The sequence below is a fragment of the Kistimonas scapharcae genome (genome assembly GCF_039540975.1).
Taxonomy (GTDB): domain Bacteria; phylum Pseudomonadota; class Gammaproteobacteria; order Pseudomonadales; family Endozoicomonadaceae; genus Kistimonas; species Kistimonas scapharcae.
The window spans coordinates 1-20,187 of the sequence record NZ_BAABFL010000430.1 but is presented as its reverse complement, the minus strand read 5'-3'; the positions used below and the strand labels follow the sequence as shown (position 1 = coordinate 20,187).

Sequence of the window (20,187 nt, the reverse complement as noted above, 5' to 3'; positions counted from 1 at the left end):
CTTAATCCCGACAGATCTTCAGCTGATCAACTTAAGAAAGCGGCTTGAGTTGGGGCGACAACTATGTTGACAAACACCGGTATCGACACCTCCTAGCTAGGCTTGTAAGCAAAACATCGATCAAGTCTGCTATATCCTAGTCCGTTCTCCTTTCTGACCTCAATTCTTGTTGGGATCCGCTCTTTCAACGATTCCACATGTGAGATAATGCCCACCATCTTACCGCTGGCATTCAAGCCATCCAGTGCATTGAGGGCAATCTCAAGGGTTTCATGATCCAATGTGCCAAAACCCTCGTCCAGAAACAGGGAATCGATGCGAGTCTTGTGGCTAACCAGGTCGGACAGTCCCAGCGCCAGCGCCAGACTGACCAGGAAGCTTTCACCACCTGACAGTGTCTTGATATCCCTGGCGGTATCACCCTGCCATGTATCTAGCACTTCGAGACTGAGCTCTTCTGAACCTTTCCGGTTCAGCAGGTAACGGGCATGCAGATTTTCCAACTGACGGTTGGCAAGCGCGACCAGGTGATCCAGCGTCAGTCCTTGGGCAAACTTACGGAATTTGTCGCCTTTACTGGAGCCAATCAGACCACTGAGTTGATCCCAGGTCTCAAAATGTATTGTCTGCTTTTCAATAGCCTTAAACAGGCTGGCCTGGTTTTGACGTTTATCCTGATCATCTTTCAGAGCCTGGGTGATTTCGCCCTGACGCTGGCTGATCAGGCGAACCTGATTGCCCCGTTCTTGCAACTGTTCCTGTACCTTATCCAGTGTCTGATCGGTCAGTGGTTGGGCAAGGTGCGCCTTGAGGCTGGTGTCTGCTGCATTCAGCAATGCCTGAGTTTGATGCAACGCTTGGTCAAGGCGCTTTTTCAGTTCGGTCAGCTGTTCCCTTTCAGCTCTAGTCAGTAATGCCTGTCGGAATTGATCGGCATCTCTGAACGGACTATCGTTTAATGCGGTTTGCCAGTCCTGTTGGGCGGCTTGAAGTGCTTCCGACAACTGACCTTTTTCATTTGTCTGCAGGGTAATCGCGCCAACCAGTTGATTGATGGTCTGCTTTATTTGCAGCATCGCCTGCTGACTAGTCTGGCACTGGCTTTCAGTGCCGGTCACCTTTTCCTTAATCCGTTGCCGTTCAATCTGCGTGTTTTTATCGCCAAACAGTGAATAACGTGCCTTTTTCTGACTCTCTAGCAGGGCATGTAGCGTTGCCTGCTGCTGAGTCAGCGCTTCAAGGGTTTGCTCAAGCTGTCGTTTTTCCTGTTCCTTCATGGCCAGCTGGCTGGCGATCTGGTTGTGCTTTTCCTGTAACTCCGTTTGTTGGGCTGTCGTCTGTTGCCATGTCAGCCAGCAGGCTTCCTGTTGCTCAAGCCACTCGGACTGTTCCACCACTGATGGTGCCTGTTGATCCAGCGCATCGGAGACCAGCGATTGAATCCGCCCATCCAGCTGCACTAGGGACTGCTCCGCCTGAACAAGCTGGTCTGACTTTTCTGCCAGCTGTCGTTCATACTCTGCAATGGCCTGCCGGTTCAGCGCCAGGCTGCTTTCTTGCCGGGTTATCTCATGCTGACACTGGTCGATCAGCTGCAGATCCTTTTGAAGCTGTTGATTTAGTCGATTGAGTTGTTCTACCTGCTGCTTGATACGTGTTCCAGATTCATCAAACTGCTGCTGAACAGCAACGAAAGCCGCCGCATCTTCAACAAGTATCTGGAGATTCAGTGCCCGACAGCGTTCAGCCCATTCAGACTCAATACTGGCCAGTTGCTCCTGACGGGAAGTGACGGCTTTTTCAGTGCTTTCCACCTGTGCCTGCAAGCGTGAGACTTCGCTATTCTGGCGGTCTCCCATTTCACGCACGGTTTCTAGTTCCTGTCGTTTTTCCTGCAAACGCTGCTCAGTTTCGGACACATCCAGCTGTTGATACTCGGCGATGGCCGGGTGTTCGGTCGCGCCACATAATGGACAGGCTTCACCTTCCTGAAGATGATTTCGGTACTCGCTCAGGCTGTTGATCTGTTGTTCCTGTTTCAACAGTTTTTCAATATCTGCAATATGTTGCTGAACATGACGGTACTGCTCCCGAAGCGCTTTCAACTGCTGTTCGGATGGCGTCAACGACTGCCGCAATGTTTCGAGTTGTTTCTGCTCATTCTGCAATGCAGATACCTGGCTGGCCTGCTGTCGACTCAAGTTATCCATAGCAAGATACAACGGTTGCTTATCACGCCATTCCTGCTGTTTAGCCAATATCGCGTCTTCGCTCGCACCGTCAAGGAGCGTCAGCTTTTCATTGTCCCGTGTTTGCCAATGTTGCTTTTGTTCATCCAGTGCCTTTCCGGAGCGATTAAGCGCTTCATTGGTCAGGGCGATCTGCCGGGTCAGCTCATCCACGGATGCCTGAATTTTGTGTTTATTCTGTTGTGTAGCCTGCTGACTCGTTTCGAGGGAAACGCGCTGTTCAAACCAGGAGCGCAACAGAGGCAGATGTTCACCCAGTGTCTGGTGGTGGACATTCTGGTTCAGGTAATCACGATTTTTGTTCAGCGCCTCAATGACGTTCCGCAGGGAGGCTTCCTCACTGGCAACGGTCTTTTGCAGGCTGTCCTGCTCCGCCTGGCTGGCCGTGATCTTTACATTAACGGTTTGCAAATCTGCCGTTACTTGCCGGATACGTTCATCCAGGGGAATCACCTGCTCGACCAGCAGCGTTTCCGTGGCAGCCTGTTCCTGCTTTATCGTATCCAGCTCTTGCTGATGCTGTTGATGACGGGCCTCAATGGCATCGTACTGTTGCTGGGCATTCTGTTGTTCCGATTGCTGCTTGGTCAGTCCCTGAGCCACCGCCTCCAACTTGGTTTCCAGTTCCACAAAGCGCTGAAATTGCGGCTGGATTTCCATGGCGGGTGTCGCCTGTTCCAGTTTCAGCAGTGCTTCACGGTTATCCGACTGCGCCTGAATGGCCTGCTCATGGGCCCGGGCAGCCGCGGTTTTCTCCTGCTGCCTGCTCGCCAGTTGTTCCAGCCAGCGATTCTGTTCTGTCAGAACCTGTTGTTCCTTAAGCAGGTTATCATGCTGAAGATTCAGCGCTGCCTGCTCCGCTACCAGTTCCGCCAGACGCTCATCGTTTAACAGCTGAACCCCTTCCGCCCTTGCCCTGAGCAGCTTAAGGCTATCTTCTTCCCTGCGCATCCGTTCAAATACGCGACGGGAGATTTCGCCATAAATCTCGGTACCGGTCAGTTCTTCCAGCAACTCGGCCCGGTCATTGGCGCTGGCTTCAAGAAACGCCGCAAAACCTCCCTGCGCCAGCATCATCGACTTGGTGAATCGGTCAAAATCGAGGCCCGTGAGTTCACTGACCGTTTTCAGCTTATCGTTGATACGGGTAGTGATAATCTCGCCATTCGCCCGGGCCAGTTCGACCTGGGGCGCCTGCAACTTGCCGTCTGGTTTGCCCCGCGCACGACGCTGGCTCCAGAACGCCCGGTACGCTACCCCTTTCACCTCGAATTCAACTTCAGACAGGCACTCAGCGGTATGGCGGGTCATCAGTTCGTTATCAGAGGCCGAAATCGTATGAAGCCGCGGGGTCTGGTGATAGAGCGCAAGACAGATGGCGTCCAGCAGCGTGGTTTTTCCCGCCCCGGTCGGGCCGGTGATGGCAAATAGTCCGTTATTGGCAAACGACGGCGTCTGGAAATCAATCTTCCACTCCCCTTTCAGGGAATTAATATTCTTTAAACGTAGGCTGAGAATTTTCATCGGGCATCTTGCTCCAAAACCACGTCCTGGTCTTCATCCAGTGAGGCCAGTATTTCCTGAAACGCATGGTTCAGCCGGGAGGCTTGCTCCTGCGGTAAGTCGGCCAGTTTCAGTCGCTGTTCAAACACGTCGACAGCCGTCAGCTCTACCAGTGTTTCACAGTGGGCTTGCGACAGTGAGGCTGGGCTTTTTTCACGGTGCCTGCGAACCCGAAGCAACTCAAAGGACGAAAGCCCTTTTTTCTCCTGCAGCAAACGCTCCACACGCCCCTGCAAATCCGAGAGATAATCATCCGCGATAATTTCAATCTCCAGCCACGGGGAAAGCGCTGCGTCAAACGATTGTTTTTGTAATGCCTCCAGTGCCTGGTCGATCTCAACCAGGGAGCCTTTGAGGCTGATCAGTGGACGGAACAGCGGGACCTGCATCGGCTGAATCGCTTTGACTCGGCCATGCTCAAAATCCGCCAGAATGACCTCCTTATCCGTTTTGATTTCATCAAACGACAGCGGAATCGGTGAGCCGGAATAGCGAATGTGTTCCTGATTTGCCACCCTCTGAGGGCGGTGCAAATGCCCGAGCGCAATATAATCCGCCTCGGGAAACGCACTGACCGGAAAAGCGGACAGTGTGCCAATATAGATCTCTCTGACCGACTCCGTCAGCTCTCCCCCGATCGTGGTCAGATGCCCTGTCGCAATAATCGGCAAGGTATCGCCTGCTTTCTCTTTGGCAAGGGTATAAAGCGCGTGGTAATGATCGGCAATGGCCTGTTGCAGCGCCTGCTGCTTGGCCTCGCCTGACTCACCGGCCTGACTTTCCAACACATCCCGCGGACGAATAAAGGGAATGGCGCACAGCACGGCGCCGGGTTGACTATGTTGATCCTCCAACACCAGCACCTGTTCTTCCAGATCCTGCGTCACGCCGCCCACCACACAGGTATTGAGGCAGGCCAGCAGTTCGCGGGATTCATGAAGGGTAGCCACCGAGTCATGGTTGCCGCCCAACACAACCAATTGACGACACGTGGTATCTTGTAGTTTGACAATAAATTGACTGTAAATTTTTCTGGCATAACTGGGGGGGGTGCCAGTATCAAAAACATCTCCGGCAATAATCAGGGCATTCACCTGATGCTCTTTAATAGTTTCTATCAGCCAGTCAACAAATACCCTATGCTCGGCTTCCCGGCTTTTACCCATAAAGTGCTGACCAAGATGCCAGTCAGATGTATGAAGAATTCGCATCAGTCTTTTGGTTATTGAATTAACAGAGTGAAAAAAAATACACTAAAAGCAGAATAGGAAACAGTATGATAATTACTGAAAACTCAGCTATCTCTTGATGTGTGTCTGGACATCGATAACTAGGGCTCAGAACTTTCTGTATAGCCACCGAAACCACCTTCGTTTCTAGCAACACCTCTCGGCTTAACCGAAGTCTAAAAGATAGCAAGATGGTAGAGGAAAACTACAACGTAACCTAGATCATTAGAATTCTAAATAAAGTAGGGAAAGGCCGTCTAGCAAAAGAAGCCTTAGACGAAGCAGCCGTACATAAGTCCTGCAAAACACGAACACAACGCAAAACAGCCGCCTACGCAGTTTGAGAAAATAACATTCTTTTCCGGTGTATCTGTAGTGGTTTAATGATCCCGGACACCGTTTTAGGTGGTAAAGTCACCGCCATAAAAGAGGTGTCCAATGACCAGAAAGCGTCGTTCCTTTACGGCAGAATTCAAACTTGAAGCCGCCAGCCTGGTACTCGATCAGGACTATTCCATACCAGAAGCAAGTCGTTCTCTTGCTGTCGGTGAAACAGTGCTCAGACGCTGGGTTAAACAGCTGCAACAAGAGCGTTCAGGCTGCACGCCTCCCGGCAAGGCTCTGACACCTGAGCAGAAACGCATCCAGGAGCTGGAGGCTCGTGTGAACCGGCTGGAACGGGAGAAAGCCATATTAAAAAAGGCCACCGCTCTCTTAATGTCGGACGAACTCGAACGTACGAGCTGATCAGCCAATTGAGGGAGCAGGAAACGGTGGAACTGGTCTGCTCAGTATTTGATATTGCCCCATCTTGCTTTTATGACCATTTACGTCGAAAACAGTCCATAGATGTTGAACGCCTGCATCTTCGAAGTGAGGTCAACCGGCTCTTTACTGCAAGTCGTTCTTCTGCTGGCAGCAGAACACTGACGCTGATGATGCGTGAACAAGGACATATCATCGGACGCTATAAAGTGCGTCAGTTAATGAAAGAGGCCGCATTGGTGTGCAAACAGCCGGGCTCACCCAACTATAAGGTGGCAACAGTAGAGCGATTGGACATTCCAAACCGTCTGAATCGGGTATTTGATGTGAAAGCTCCCGACCAGGCGTGGTGCGGTGATATCACGTATATCTGGACAGGCTGCAAGTGGAGCTATCTGGCGACAGTGTTGGATTTATACAGTCGCCGGGTTGTCGGTTGGGCCATGTCCGAACGACCGGATGCTTCACTGGCCATAACCGCACTGGATATGGCTTATGCGCATCGTGGTAAGCCTTCAGGCCTGCTGTTCCACTCAGATCAAGGCAGCCAGTATGCCAGTCGTATCTTCAGGCAACGGTTATGGCGCTATCGCATGAGACAGAGTATGAGTCGCCGTGGTAACTGCTGGGATAATGCCCCGATGGAGCGTTTATTCAGGAGTCTGAAAACTGAATGGATTCCGGCGTCAGGCTACCCAACCCTGGAGCAGGCGAAACGGGATATCAGTTATTACCTGATGGATTATTACAACTGGCGGCGACCACATCATCATAATGGTGGACTACCGCTTACCTTGGCTGAGAATCGGCTTAACTTATTCTCCGGGAATTGTTGACCGCTACACTCTAACAAGCATGGTCATCAACCATGCAGATCTCCATCTCAAGGGTATGGGCCATGATATGTTCCTGTGTCAGAGACCAACCTTGCTTCAGCATAGCATCGGCTATTGTTTTGAAAGTACCGGTATAAGCCTCGGCCCGCGCTTTCAACGTTGCTTGCTGACTTACAAACTCACAAGTCTTGTTGAAGGGCTTCATCTTGTGCTGGTCTAAAGGGTCGCGCCAAAGTCGAGGTATCAGAATGTATGAAACACCTGTATCCAGGCTAAGGCATAGACCCGCAGGATCAAAGTCAAAAAATCCAACGACCTTTCTACGACCTTTTTCACGCTGAATCAGATCGAGTACATATCGTGCATGCAGGCCATGACCGCGGTAAATTATGACAGCTGAACGCAGAGACTCTGGGAGGGCGTAATGATTGAAATACCTGAAGACTATGCCGTTCTCAACCACTATTAACGGCACATCTTTAGATAGTTCCACATCTCCGGAAACCGCCAGAATACTACTAGGTGGCGTAACAACATCAGCATCAGAAATTCTGAGCAAACCATGGGTCGGTGCTCTGACCCATATCAAATCAGAGAAAACAGCCTGTCCTGATAGTTTTTCATTAGCTGTCCTTCCTGCCAGCTCAACACGATTACCAGATAAGTCATCGGTCATCAGGTTAAGCCCGGTATCCCGTTCAACAAGCTGTTGAAGCCTACGTATATCAGGAGAACCGAATTGAATCTTTCTCCCAGTCACCGTCCCCAGTCCATAGGTCTCGTGAATAGATCGCCAAACCGCGTTATATTGGCGCTCTTGTTGGTGGCTCCGAATTAAGGTTCGAATAGCCTGCAGCTGCTGGCGGCTCAAATTCATACAGCACAAACCTTAATGTCAGTGACGATACTGTTTCCAGTAAAAACGGCATCCTCGATTTCGGTGTAATCAACGCTGATTCTGGCTCGCTGTGTTTCTGGCAAACCAAACAGATAGTTACTCAACGCAAAAAGCCAAAGCTCATATTCCTCTTGAAATTGCATCTGCTCATATACGTTGGATGCCATGAGAACCACGCCATCTTCTTCGACAACCGATAACATAGCGGCAGCCGCCTGGTAGAACACGTCGGGTACCACCTCCACGACCTCATGACTGCGGTTATCTGTCATAGCTCGGTCTGCAGTATCCTCAGTTTTACTCTGCTCCTTGGGGTTCAAATGCAGCTGCGCAAGCAAAGAAGTGAGATCTTCAAGGCATTCATCATCATGAATAGGCGGGAAAGCTGGAGTCATCCCTGGACTGCTGAGATGCCATTGGCGCTCAGAAAACAGTGAGAATGGCTCTTCTGGCACGAAGTCTGGGTGTTGCTCGTAATAGTTAACGAATGCGAGCACCAGACTGCTTATCTCCTTCTCTTCCAGAATCCGGGTCATTAAGTGACGAAGGTTGGCAACGATATTACGCAACTCTTTCAAGCCCGATGTACGTGCCTGAGGGAGATATCGGTAAAAGAGGGGACGTAAGACGATATCACCGCCTGATTGCTTCTGCAAAGTCCCCATATCAATGTTTTCCAGCAGGTCTTTGAGCTTCTCGGCTTTTTCAATTACGCGCTTATTTAGGGAAAGGCGTATTTCAAAACTGTCGATCATACCGTAGCCGCGCTCGATATAGCGGGAAAACCAGCTGATGTCTTCCTGTAATGTCTGGATAAAGTGAATGCAGTTTTCCCGGATGCGGCGTTTTAACTCACCTCTGTCCGATTCTGTCTTGGCCACACGATAGTGAGTCATGCTGGTGCAAATTTCGTCGTACAGTGGTACTGCAGTGGCACCGGAAAGCATGACGCGGTCGAACTGGAAAGCGTTATCAATAAGTTTTGAAAGCGTGCTGGATAGATGAATTCTGTCTTCATCGTCCAGGTTCCAGATCAACTTGTGCTGCTGTAATTTCTGAATGGTTTTCAGAGATAGAGATGGATCGAAAACGCTGGTCTCTTGATTAAGATAGAGATCAGCTATCAGCTCCCTGTTAGTGTGCAAAGTGTTGATCAGTGTAATTACGCGGTCTCGGGCACTCATTAAATGAGGTTCTCCTGCTTGTACTCCTCGTCAGCTGAGCTGATTTCATGGTATTGCTGGATAAACTGTAACTGCTCATAAAGCACATCCCACAGACCAGTGGCCGTATACTGAAGCTCTCCACTACCTATGGATTTGAGGTAACCAAGATCCTTAAGCCTTTTGAGTACCTGTCCGAGAATGTTGGTAGCATCTGTAGCCGATGAAGAGAGCAGCCGACTATGCCGGATCTGATCCAGCTGTCTCAACAATGTGTCACTTCCCTGAACTGCAGTAAGAATTTCGCCTTTACTGACTTTAGAACCAGGCTTAACCGGTTTTGAAGATGGAGAGCTGCTTTGGCATAGGCCAAGAAACAGAACCAACGGTTGCAAGTCCTGAGCGGAAATTCGGAAATGTTCCCTTATAGCCGTTTTGGACTCCTGTGTATCAGCGGTGTTGTAACAGCACACATAAGCATTCCCAGCCCGAGTTTGAATCACTGCCCTGTTAAAGATGGCCAGTGTCTGATTGACCTGCTCTCTAAATTCATCACGCTCCAGGGCATTAAAGATATCCTCATTCGTATAGCGACAAACGAATGGTGTGCTCATGAAATGTTGAATGGCAAGATTGGTAAATTGACTCATAATCCTATAGCACCTCTTCATACTGAGGTTCTGCTACACCGTCCTTAGGCTCAGTATTTGAGTGGGCCCGTATCCTGTCCACCGCCTGGTCAATTGATCGTTTTGTGCTCTGGAAGGCTTTTATTCCTCTGTCTCTATCGATTATCCACTTATACGTAAAGTGCCGGAGTGTGACAGGATCCGTCGTCGGTACCGCCCCAATCATTGTTATATTGGATTCATGCAGCATCTCGAACAGGAGAGACAGGTTACTGGCATCCAGTGTGCCGATTTCATCGACAGGCCATGCCAGGCGAATACGTTGCTCGGGACACAGGTACCGAGCAAGCGCACGGAAAATGACAATAACCGCCAGATAACTCAAACCATTCGAAGAAGCATCGTTGAAGTCTTTATCGTTACGTATATCAATCGCCCGGCCGTTTTCGACCATGGAAAGCGTCATGACAATCAGATTTTTCAATTCTTGTTTTTTATTGGTGGCGGTTCTGGTAATGACAAGAATGTTTTCAAGCTCTCGCTCCAGCTCGACAGTCGGGAGGCTTCGGGTTTGAGGGATGTGATTTTTGTCGTAGATGCGCCGGAAGCGTTCAAAATCATGCCAGCCGTCCATTTCATGAATCTTGCTCGATAGAACAATACGAATGTCGGAAAGGGCAGGTATCCGCTGACCAACATTCAGGCTACTGTGAAGCCGTCTTGTGATGCGTTTAGCCTCGCTGTCAATCAACTGAAGATTTTCGATGTAGTCGTTGATACGGCTCATCGCCAGCTCTGTTGATGTGATCAGCGCGTCTCTTAACGAGGGAAGCTGCCCTTCGATCAGCTTTTCGAGGTTGGGAAGCAATTCCAGAAGATACGGATCGGAGTCCTCATTCAGATCCGGGTGAACCAGCTGCATTTTTGTGAGCAGCTCGCTGGAACGGTTGACCCAATACTCCGTCAGCTGAGAGCCATCACGATTAAGTATCATGCTGTGAATGGCACGAGTGCTATTGATAAGCTCTCTTCGTAGTTTTCTATACCTGTTTATCAGGGCCTCGAGATCAGACACTATGGCTTCGATATTATCAAGACGCAGTCCGGACGGTTGCTTAACGCGGCTATTTACATCAACTGGGACTTGCTCCAGCACATCGGCTATGACTTTTAGGTGACTGTTTTGCCGATTTAACTGGTTGCTCAGTTTTTTCGCCGTCGATGTATAACTCTCATAGTGAGCCTTTTTGGTATCAGCAAGATTTTTTATTTTGGTCGTGGTTGCAGCCAGCTCTTTTTTGGCCGTAATCAGCTCCTCAGCCCACTTATCGTATTGGGACCACTCTTTCTGCAGCCAATTATCATAAATTGACAGGGTCTCCTGATAACTTTCCGTTAGTTTAATGCACTCCTCTTTTTCTCTGAGAGATCTTCCGGCAGCACTGAGAGTTTCATCATCAACGCCGGCCTTTTTGCATCGAAGCTTATAATCCAGTTCTATTTGACGAACGGATGCCTTCTTGTCTTCAAGTACCTTCTCTCTCTCCAGCTGCAAAGAGCCTATCCTGTCATCAATATCGGATATCTTGCTGGCTATAAGACTAATGAATTCATCCTTCTCCTCTTGAGCTACTGATTTCTCATTGTCGATACGGTTTTCATAAGTTTTTTTCAAATCTCTCAGAGATTTTTCAAATTGCCCCAGCTCGTGCCGATATTCCTGATCCCGGCTGTTAATGGCAGTCTGAATTTCAGACTTCACCACAGCAATACCATCCCTGGCGCTGATCATGCGTTGTTCAGCCTGATCTCTCTCCGCTTTCAAGCTAACCAGCTTTCTTTTAAGGGATTTGATCTTCTTATCCTGATCTGTTGCTGATACTCCTATCTTGTCTTCTTGGGTCTGTAGGCTCTGAAGTTTCTCCTCTGCAGCTTCCAATGTACTGCGAAGGTCGTCTTCATCCCTGGCTGCATCGACTTTTTGCAGGTGATCGAGCTCAAGGCTTAACCCGTAGAAATCAAGATCATCTCCCAATTGCTCATGTTGTGTCGGGGCGAGGTCTGTTCGAGAAAGGATTTCAGGTTGAATAAGGCGGCCAATATTATTAACCCAGTCAGGCTTGTTTAATCTCAAATGACTCAGTAGCGTATTTTTTTCAGGAAAAAGTGTCTTCCGCAGTGTTTCTATATGTTTTTCCTGGATTTGGGTCGCTGTTCTTGCCTGATCAAGCTCAATATGGATTTCCCTGAAATCACTCTCAAGTTGATCAATTTCGCCACGAAGGGTAGCGAAGCAGCTGTTGGCCTGTTCAAACTCAGTTTTTCGTTCCTGAAAGTCCTGCTGGGCTTGCTCTTCCTGCCGGCGCTCGCCCTCGGTCGATGCTCGTGTATCAATAAGCACCCTGATGCCAAAAATCCGCTCTCTAAGGCTAACTTCGTTTTGGTAATGTTCATCTTTCAGGACGTTCAATGCATCATTCAAAGCACGCTCAATCTGGTGTAGCTTGCTCTCTTTTTCCGATTCGAGTTTTTTCTTAACGTCCTGTTGGCTGGAGATGCTTCTAAGAATATCTTTTTCTGACTTCTCGCAGAGCGCAGTGACCCGTTCAATTTGCTCTCGCTTCCAGTCTTCTATGGATACCTGCTCTTCCGATAACGATTCCAGATAGGTTCGTGCAGCCTTGGCAGCCTCTTTGTAAGATGGAAGTTGCTCAACCTGAGCTATTTTTGCCTGAATATCTTCATCCGCCCATTTGTTCTGTTCATCCAATAGTGCATTAATCTCTGTATCAAGCAGGTTGACCGTACGTTGCATTTTTTTCTCATCATGCTCCAGATCAGCCAGCTCTCTGCCTGTCATTTCAACAAAGGATTGGTACTCTTCTTCCAGCACGGATTGTTGGGCAATGATAGTTTCCCGCTGCTCTTTAATATCTGGCAACGCAGTCGACAGGAACATTTGATAGCCCTGGATACTTTTGCGATCTACATCCAGAGCATGATAACTATCAATAGCCTGTCGTATGCTCTCTACCTTGCTTTCTTCAAAATCCCGAATGGAACGTATGTTAGAAATCAGCGAATTGTCATCGTTATGGTGTGGGAGCGTAGGAACAACACTGTCAAACTGCGTATTGATGATCATCATTTTAAGGCGATCAATCATGTTTGACCGCTTTAAAATAGCATAGGTCAGATAGTCCATGTCCTGGCAAACACTTGAGGTATCTGAACCTCCAAGGCTGTATTCCCAGGCAAGGGCGATCAATTGCCGTTTGCCGCTTGCTTGGCGAAGCTTCCGGTCATTTTGAATGATAGAGCGGTAGTCAGTAATGTTTTCGATGATGCGAGAAACATTAAATTTCTCGTTGCTTATTTTCAGATCATTGAGAAGCTCATGAGCACTACTCCCGGATTTGATCTTGTCCATCCAGTCTGGCTGAAAGAGGCTTTCTAAGGGCGATGTACTGATAAAACGATAAATAATTTTCTGGGACGGGTGCCTGAGCATGACAACTGTACGATCACCGTCGCCGCGGCGGTAATGGAAAACGATCATACTGCTCTGGGAGGGCAGATAGAAATCAATAAAGGATGACTTTCCGGCCGCTGTAGAAACTAATTTTTCCGGAGAGTGTCCGTAGAAGCATGGAATAAGTTGGAGGGCGGACGTTTTTCCTTTGCCATTACCACCTGAAAGGTTCGTATGATCGTCCACGAGGATTTCTACAATCTTCCCTCGAATATAACTGTTACAGAGTGAAATCGAAATCAGCCCTAACGGTTCCAAGAGATGCCCTCCAGTTCAATCTGCCTAGCATACACAAGAATCAAATGATACGATACTACACATTCATACAGGTCATTTTGATAAGGGTTATAGCATGTACTTTACTGACCGTAGACGCCTAATCGATATGTATCTTACCTATTTGGGGTACTGCAATCGGCAAGATCTGATCAGTCAAATAGATATTGGGACGGCTACGGCTAGTCGTGATTTTCAAACCTACAAAGCTGCCTACCCCAAAAACCTACTCTTAAATCAAAACAAAAAGCGCTATGAGGCTACACCCGAGTTCACTGCAGCATATGAGCATGACATACCGAGCGTACTCACGTTCCTAACCACAGAAACCTGGCCAATAGAACACAAAAATCCTGGTTTTGGTTGTCAGCATCAATTTTCACTCCCTCACGGAATGAACCAGAATTATGTCAGTGCCATAACCCGGGCAATAGCAAATCACAGAGCAGTAGATGTTTCATACTGCAGTGCTAACAGTGGAACAACCCACCGGCGTATACATCCTCACGCCATTATGACTAACGGACTCTACTGGTATACACGAGCTTATGACGAGGACAAGAGAGAGTTTCGGAATTTTCGCTTGAGCAGGTTATTGGAAACGAAGGATGCTTTGGATGCACCATATATAGGTCAGGAGAGTGATCGTTCGTGGGTCCATTTAGTAACTATCACCATCGCGCCCCACCCTAACCATCAAAATACTAAAGCGTTTTTGAGCGATCTGGGCCTTGAAGGCAAGCCACTTATCAACATCAGGACATCCGAAGCGATGACTGGCTTTTTATTGAGTTCATTACGGGTGGACTGCTCAGAGAGCCAAAAGATGGATCACAACCAGTTCCCATTTGTGCTCCTGAACAGGCATGAGTTGGTAGATATTTCTTCAATGGTGATCGCGCCAGGGTTTATGACGCAATAGACAAGGTTGTAAGCAGCCAAAAATACAAATTTGTACGCATCTTTAGCCATGAGAGCCTGTAATGCATAGATGGTAGCTAGGGGGACCGACCAGAAGACCCTCTACGTTTGTAAACGTGGACATCGAAAGACGCTTGTTATAGCGCTCGATAATAGGTTAAGAGTCTTCCATCTATAAACATGAAAAATAAATTCCAATATTTTCAACAGGTTACATAATGGAGTTTTTTTTGTCATTCTTTAGTGAATTACATAGAAAAAATTGTCAAACTATTTTGAAATAATGTTTTTTATGAAGATCCCAAGGATCACACAACACACTGATTTTAATGGGATTTTGTAAATATCAATTTGTCAATCTATTTTGAAAGGATCATGAGGAAATTTTGGGTGTAACGTCGCTATCTATAGCGAAAACAAGCTAGTTTCTATCCCAAACATGTTAAGAGCCATCAATATTATGGCTCTTAACTCCCGCCAAGGTCTGGCGAGAACCCGCCACTTAACGACAGCTGACTTTTTGTTGACAGATACAGCAAATAGCCATGCCACTATTTTATGTCTCGTCCCCATCCAATGGGGGCGGCGGTGTACTCAAACCCGGGGACATCGGAATCAGCAATGTACCGGGTTCATTGATAGGAATAACTCCCGCCTCGACGCTGGGTATATCTTCAAAATCATAAAAAGACATAGGTGCTGAAGGCAAGTCTGTCGTGGGAACAGGGGGTGGCTGAGTTGATGTGCCAGATCGTGGTGACGAGGTGGCTGTTCTCCCCGTACCGGATGCCGCAATGGATGTAACCGTTGCAGTGGCAACACGTGTGGTAAGCGGCGATGTGGCTACCGAAGTTGCTGCCTGGATTTTTTGACCGCTGTGTTTGGCCCGCCCGTGCATGACAAGTTTGTAATGCGTAGAAAACTCCCGGGCACAAATGGCACATCGAATCTTTTGTCCCTGTTTTGCCGGCGCGCTTTTCGACGAAACGGACTTATTCCTTTTGCCCTTTTCGCAAGTGGCTGACATTTCCGACGGTTTCAACCTGGGAATAGGGACTTTCAAATTCTCAGGCAGCGGATTACACAGCGTCATAAAATGGAGCTGAATATGATTATTTAACAAGCTTTCTGTCGCACACTCCTCACGGCATAAACTACAACGATATCGGCTTTGTCGCCACCGTGAGGCTAAATCCAGTGTATCCTGGGGGCTTATCCTTTCAGTCCTTATTCTCCCCCCCGTTTCCGTAGTGCCGGTTTGCATTGGATTCGTTTCCAATGCCGGAGGCGGAGAAAGCACTTTACGTATGGATTCTGCCCAACGAGCATACGCCTCTCTGGTCAGAAGTGGCTCATGACGACAGAGCATGTGATATTGCAGGGTCGCTTCAAACCCAAACGTTTCACCGCAAACATTACACCGTATCGGCTGATGTAACGCGTCCGATGGCGGGGTTTCCTCCTTTTCTCCCGGCGCGATGGATTGCTCAGGGATCTGCCGGGCTCCATACCGCTCATGAAGATCAAGGTGAATTTTCAAGCTCCTTTCAAGCGAAAATGTCTTATCGCACAAATGACATGCCCAGTGGCTTAGCGGTTCTGTTTCCCTCTGCGGCGCTGAAAGGGCTGTTGGCGGTAACACCATGGCGGATGCGGCCGGGGACTTGTGGACATTCGTGGACTTAACGCCCCCCCCCATTTCCTTACATTTCATTTCATGCGCTGTATAGTGAGCAACGATGCGAAAACCGCGATGGCACCGGCCACATTGGTAAGAGGATGAGCCAGACTTTCCGCTCTTCTGACCCGTCACCTTTTTCCTTCTCTTTGGTGGGCTAACACCCGATGATGTGGCAGCCGCACTCGTCGGACATTGGCGCATCATGTCGGATCGTGCCACACACTCACGATCGCCCCGTCCAGGAACAGGTGAGTGAATCTCGGCCATCGCCATGGCCAGAATATCCAGCGGACGCGTCGTCCCCGGTTCCATTTCAACCGATGCCAGTGGTGTATCAACCGACACTTCCGCGTTGATAACGGCTGGCATTTCTACCTGGGAGGATTCTTGTATGCTTCCAGCCTGTACTGATGTTTCCCCGGTTTCCTCACTGCACTGCATACTTTCCCGGGCAGGCAACGCTTCCCGTTGCCCTTCACTGACACATTCACCACATGCTCCCATGTCGGACACCATTTCCAGAGGCTGATTGAAGACAGGTGTTGGAGAAAGTGGCAATACCTCAGACAGCAAGCCCTGTGATTGAAACGCTGTTTCCGGAGAGAAAAAAAACGGTGGGGAATCCTGCCTTGATGGACGACTGCTTGAGCGCTTTACGTCATCGACAGCAGGCAGGATAAAAGCCGGACTCAAAATACGTTCAGATGCTTCGCTCCGCTGGCCAAGTAGCGGGTCACGGGTTGGCCTCGAATCGCTACTGACAGTAATAGTTCTGGCAGTGAACATGACGTGCGGCGTACAGCCTGCCGTTGTCGATGGCTGGGGCGTCAGTGTGTCTATTACCGTTGTGGAAGCAGTCACCGTGATAGCCGATGAGGTTACCAGAGAAGAGGATACCGGTGTCCTACGTTCCATGTGAAATACCAAGACCCGCGAGACGACAAAAAAATCCAGCCAACTAATTATTGGCGATTCGTAAAACTACCAAGTCATACATTCATGTCACTAACCAGTCGATAAGCATCACTGGTCGAATACCACATTCCTTTTCGTTTTCATTGAGGATTATTATTGCTTACAAAACAAAATAACCCTTGCCATACACCATAATAAACTTTGTTAGCTCTTCCATTCGATTTTGTTAGTTTAAACACTTGCCTTTTTAGTTTCGATAATTGAATGTAAGCATAATGTGAACAACCTTAACCCATTGAATAATTGTTATTGCCGTTAGATACACTGTATTTATAGATTTTTAGTTTTTAATTTATTGGTATTCACTGTGTTTTCAAAACTCATGTCGACGTCTAACCTGAGCAGTATTAGCAGCCGGTTTCCTTCCTTTGCTCATCTCATGCCATCCAGGAGAAGCGGAGAACTGCCATCCAGCAGTGTCGACACGGAGACTGAAACATTAGAATTAACACCCACTTCCACTTCAATGTTCAGAAGTCTTACAGCCTCTCTGGGAGACCTTACACGCTCAGCGACAACCGGCAACGTGCGAACGGTTGCTACGTTTGATGCGCAAATACTCGGTGAAAAATTCTACAAATACTCACACCCTGCTCTCGGTAAACGGCTGAAAAAAACGTTGAATGAACATGTAATGGAAGCCCCAGAACGACATGGGGAAGACTTAAAGCATAGTTTCATCAAATACCCTGTTATCAAACAATTTCTTACTGAGATCCCCACAGGGAAAAAGGGTTATCAGGTAGACCAACTAAACATGCATGATAGTTATGAACAATTCCAGGCGTTTATCGCTGCATTGCTGAAGGGGAAGCCACCAACGGCCCCCTTGTATACCACGCTTAAAGCCATGCTCCTTGATGCGGGCTTCGATATAAAGCAGGCAACCGATGGAGAACAGGCTTATCGTCTCGTCTACGTTGGATTAGCGCAAAGGAAAGCCCAAAGTGAACTCTCTCTCCTGGAGGCAATAAAATTAAAAGTAAGCAATATATATTCAAGCACGGAACACCTGCACAAAAGTGAGGTGATCAAAAGCATTGACAAGGCCAACCAGGAACGTCTGCACTTAATAAAGAAGACGCTTTTATTACGGGATGTTGTTAATTTTCATAACCAATATGTGACATGGTGCGAAATGCCTCCCATTGAGCCCATCGTTTTTTCTACGTTGACCGACAGAAAACCGAAACAAGAGGATACAGTGGCGTCTTTGGAAAACCTGCAAGCCAATCTTGAGAAGGAAAACAGGGCTATTGAGCACGAGTTTACCCAACTGTATAACAGCCTGCCTTCGACATCGACACTCGAGCAGAAAAACCAATTCCGGCTTATGACTCTCCCTGACAATATGTCAGTGACGACGGTTTGTAATGATATGGAAGTCGTGATGTCGCTTACGCCGGGGTGGCGGGATGTGCTTCGCAACACGAGAGTACTTTACCGACGGGCTTATGTGGATGAAAGTACCAAAAATACAACTCGATTCAATGAACTTAGAGAGCTTAAAAGATTATTTGAGGAGATGAAGCACATCGTCACATGGGAGGACATCGATAAGGCCGTGTGGGCACAAAATCTCATGGTTCAATGGCTGGTGAAAAACATGCCAGTCCCACTGTGCCAGATGGGTCCCTTCAAGTGCTCATCCGGCAATCGTAAGGCATGGAAAAGGGCCTTTACGAGGTGGGATATATCCTGGAAACCGAGAATAACCGGTGTTCAGTCCATGGAAGTAACGCCGTCTTGTTTCCAGCGCTTTATTTATCGATAAACGCAGACGCTTGAACTGTCAGGTATCAGCTCTTGTTTTATCTGTTTATTAATTATTCTTTATCACTAAAGAAGCTGACTTGGGTGTTAGCTTAAGTTCAGTACTGACGGATTTTTTGTTGTTACATACAGTGTTTCAAACTCGGGTATACGCTGCTCCCATACAGGCGTTCCCTCACCAATCATTTGTTGAATGACATCGAGAAACAGGCGGGATTTAAGGGGTAAATCCCTGTGAGGATAAACGGCATAAAACGTACCAAAGTCAGCCAGATTGATGTGTGTCATCACAGGAATGAGCTTCCCCTCCAGGATTTCATCATTGATCATTTCGGCGGTCACAACGGCTAACATATTGCCACTGATGGCGGCCTCTAGCATACCATCCTGTTCGTTCGTTTTATAAATGGCATTCAGGTGGAGGTAAGATTCTTCTCCGTTAGTGTCATAGTATTTAAACTTATCCATCAAACGCCCGTTAAACGAGTAAACGGCTGCGGGCAATTGTTCAAGTTCCGCTACAGATTGCGGCGTGCCCTGCCGTTGTAAAAAATCGGGCGAGGCAACAATAAGAAGGCGGTTTCTGGCCAGCTTTCTATAAATAAGGCTTGAATCCGCTGAATAACCTGTTCGGAACCCAATATCAAAGTTCTCGGCAATAAGATCAACCATCTTGTCTTCCAGCCTCAGCTCTATGCTGATGTCGGGATATAATGTTTGATAGTGAACCACGGCCTTCTGTACATAATGACGCCCGAAGTGGCAGGTACTGTTAATCCTTAAGGAACCCATGGGTTTTGAGTGAAAGCATTGTGCCTGTAGTCTCGTTTCATCAAGGACTGTACGCAAACGCTTAGCTTGAACCAGTATCTCGTTGCCAGCATTTGTCAATGACATAGACCGCGTCGTTCTGTTGAGCAGGCGTATACCAAGCTCATTTTCTAATTTGTGTATTTGTTTTGAAACCATCGAGCGATTGACTTGCATTTGCTCTGCAGCACTCGTGAACGATTTTGCCTCTGCCACGCGCAGAAAGAGTAGTAAGCGCTCAGTAAACCCCATGCGTCATTGGTTCGCATTGTTGCCATTGTGACAACAATATAATGCTTATCTGTCCATTTTCCAGCCGTCGTTTTTCCCTATATTTCTTATGCCAGTCAGTTGTCTGACAAACAGGTCCATTCACATTCTCACAAAAGGTTGTTGTAATGAGCAAAATCGCAATCAGCAAAGAGGGAAAAATCACTTATGTCTCTATTGATAATAAGCCGATCAATTTATTAACCATTGACCTGATTAATGAATTAAATAAATTTATCCTGTCATTGAAAGATGACAGGGATACGACGGTAGTAGTTTTCAAATCATTGAACCCTGTTTTTTTCCTGGCTCATCTTGATATCACCCTCATCAACGGTACGCCGGGTGGCCAAGCGGCCTGCATTGAATTTAGCCATTTGATTCATAACATTAAATCAATGCAACAGTTATCCGTATGTATTGTTGATGGTTATGCGCGCGGGGGAGGCGATGAATTTGTCATGGCCTGCGATTTATCGTACGGCACTGAGAATGCAGCTTTTGCCCAGCCTGAACTGTATATCAATATTCCTACAGGTGGTGCGTATTCTGGCACAACTTGAACACCGATTCTGGTAACTCTTGAACACCCATTCTGGTAAGTCTTGAACACTGAT

The 20,187-nt window shown here is 47.9% G+C and carries 13 protein-coding genes; 5 read left to right on the top strand and 8 right to left on the bottom strand.

Annotation, left to right across the window (positions count from 1 at the left end):
• Nucleotides 1-92: 92 nt before the first annotated feature.
• Both ABD892_RS17490 and sbcD read right to left on the bottom strand, forming a co-directional pair.
• Nucleotides 93-3,773, bottom strand: a complete 3,681-nt coding sequence (locus ABD892_RS17490) for an SbcC/MukB-like Walker B domain-containing protein (protein WP_345197256.1) — start codon at nt 3,771-3,773, stop codon at nt 93-95.
• Entirely contained in the window at nt 3,770-5,023 is a 1,254-nt protein-coding gene (sbcD, locus tag ABD892_RS17485) for an exonuclease subunit SbcD (RefSeq protein WP_345197255.1), read from the bottom strand. Before sbcD ends, ABD892_RS17490 begins: the two co-directional genes overlap by 4 nt.
• A gap of 456 nt (nt 5,024-5,479) precedes the next feature.
• Between sbcD and ABD892_RS17480 the strand changes: the two genes are divergently transcribed.
• A protein-coding gene (locus ABD892_RS17480) for an IS3 family transposase (protein WP_345197253.1) occupies nt 5,480-6,642 on the top strand; the annotation gives its coding sequence in 2 pieces (ribosomal slippage) (nt 5,480-5,735 and nt 5,735-6,642; 1,164 coding nt in all).
• Between the two features lie 10 nt (nt 6,643-6,652).
• On the opposite strand, the gene ABD892_RS17475 is transcribed toward ABD892_RS17480, so the two are convergent.
• From ABD892_RS17475 to ABD892_RS17460, 4 genes are read right to left on the bottom strand one after another with little or no spacing between them, the layout of a single operon-like run.
• The gene (locus ABD892_RS17475) at nt 6,653-7,519 is read right to left on the bottom strand and encodes a DUF7281 domain-containing protein (RefSeq protein WP_345197252.1); all 867 of its coding nucleotides are present in this window, start codon (nt 7,517-7,519) and stop codon (nt 6,653-6,655) included.
• Nucleotides 7,516-8,724, bottom strand: coding sequence for a hypothetical protein (locus ABD892_RS17470; protein WP_345197250.1), 1,209 nt, complete (start codon nt 8,722-8,724; stop codon nt 7,516-7,518). Before ABD892_RS17470 ends, ABD892_RS17475 begins: the two co-directional genes overlap by 4 nt.
• Entirely contained in the window at nt 8,724-9,353 is a 630-nt protein-coding gene (locus ABD892_RS17465; protein ID WP_345197249.1) for a hypothetical protein, read from the bottom strand. Before ABD892_RS17465 ends, ABD892_RS17470 begins: the two co-directional genes overlap by 1 nt.
• Before the next feature lie 4 nt (nt 9,354-9,357).
• On the bottom strand, nt 9,358-13,122 hold the full coding sequence (locus tag ABD892_RS17460) for an ATP-binding protein (RefSeq protein WP_345197247.1): 3,765 nt from the start codon (nt 13,120-13,122) through the stop codon (nt 9,358-9,360).
• 94 nt (nt 13,123-13,216) lie between these two features.
• Between ABD892_RS17460 and ABD892_RS17455 the strand changes: the two genes are divergently transcribed.
• Nucleotides 13,217-14,062 (top strand): helix-turn-helix transcriptional regulator, encoded by an 846-nt coding sequence (locus ABD892_RS17455; RefSeq protein ID WP_345197245.1) that lies wholly within the window; start codon nt 13,217-13,219, stop codon nt 14,060-14,062.
• Nucleotides 14,063-14,617: 555 nt separating this feature from the next.
• On the opposite strand, the gene ABD892_RS17450 is transcribed toward ABD892_RS17455, so the two are convergent.
• Nucleotides 14,618-16,528 (bottom strand): C2H2-type zinc finger protein, encoded by a 1,911-nt coding sequence (locus ABD892_RS17450; RefSeq protein ID WP_345197243.1) that lies wholly within the window; start codon nt 16,526-16,528, stop codon nt 14,618-14,620.
• Between ABD892_RS17450 and ABD892_RS17445 the strand changes: the two genes are divergently transcribed.
• Together ABD892_RS17445 and ABD892_RS17440 are read left to right on the top strand one after the other, a co-directional pair.
• A complete protein-coding gene (locus ABD892_RS17445) occupies nt 16,527-16,661 on the top strand; it encodes a hypothetical protein (RefSeq protein WP_345197242.1) in 135 nt (44 codons plus the stop codon). The two genes, ABD892_RS17450 and ABD892_RS17445, sit on opposite strands and share 2 nt — an antisense overlap.
• 690 nt (nt 16,662-17,351) lie before the next feature.
• Nucleotides 17,352-18,491 (top strand): hypothetical protein, encoded by a 1,140-nt coding sequence (locus tag ABD892_RS17440; RefSeq protein ID WP_345197241.1) that lies wholly within the window; start codon nt 17,352-17,354, stop codon nt 18,489-18,491.
• 86 nt (nt 18,492-18,577) lie between these two features.
• Here ABD892_RS17440 and ABD892_RS17435 read toward each other — a convergent pair whose 3' ends face one another.
• Complete coding sequence (locus ABD892_RS17435; protein WP_345197240.1) at nt 18,578-19,552, bottom strand: LysR family transcriptional regulator; 975 nt, start codon at nt 19,550-19,552, stop codon at nt 18,578-18,580.
• A 146-nt stretch (nt 19,553-19,698) separates the two neighbouring features.
• Here ABD892_RS17435 and ABD892_RS17430 point away from each other — a divergent pair, with 146 nt between their 5' ends.
• Nucleotides 19,699-20,133 (top strand): enoyl-CoA hydratase/isomerase family protein, encoded by a 435-nt coding sequence (locus tag ABD892_RS17430; protein ID WP_345197239.1) that lies wholly within the window; start codon nt 19,699-19,701, stop codon nt 20,131-20,133.
• Nucleotides 20,134-20,187: the final 54 nt, after the last annotated feature.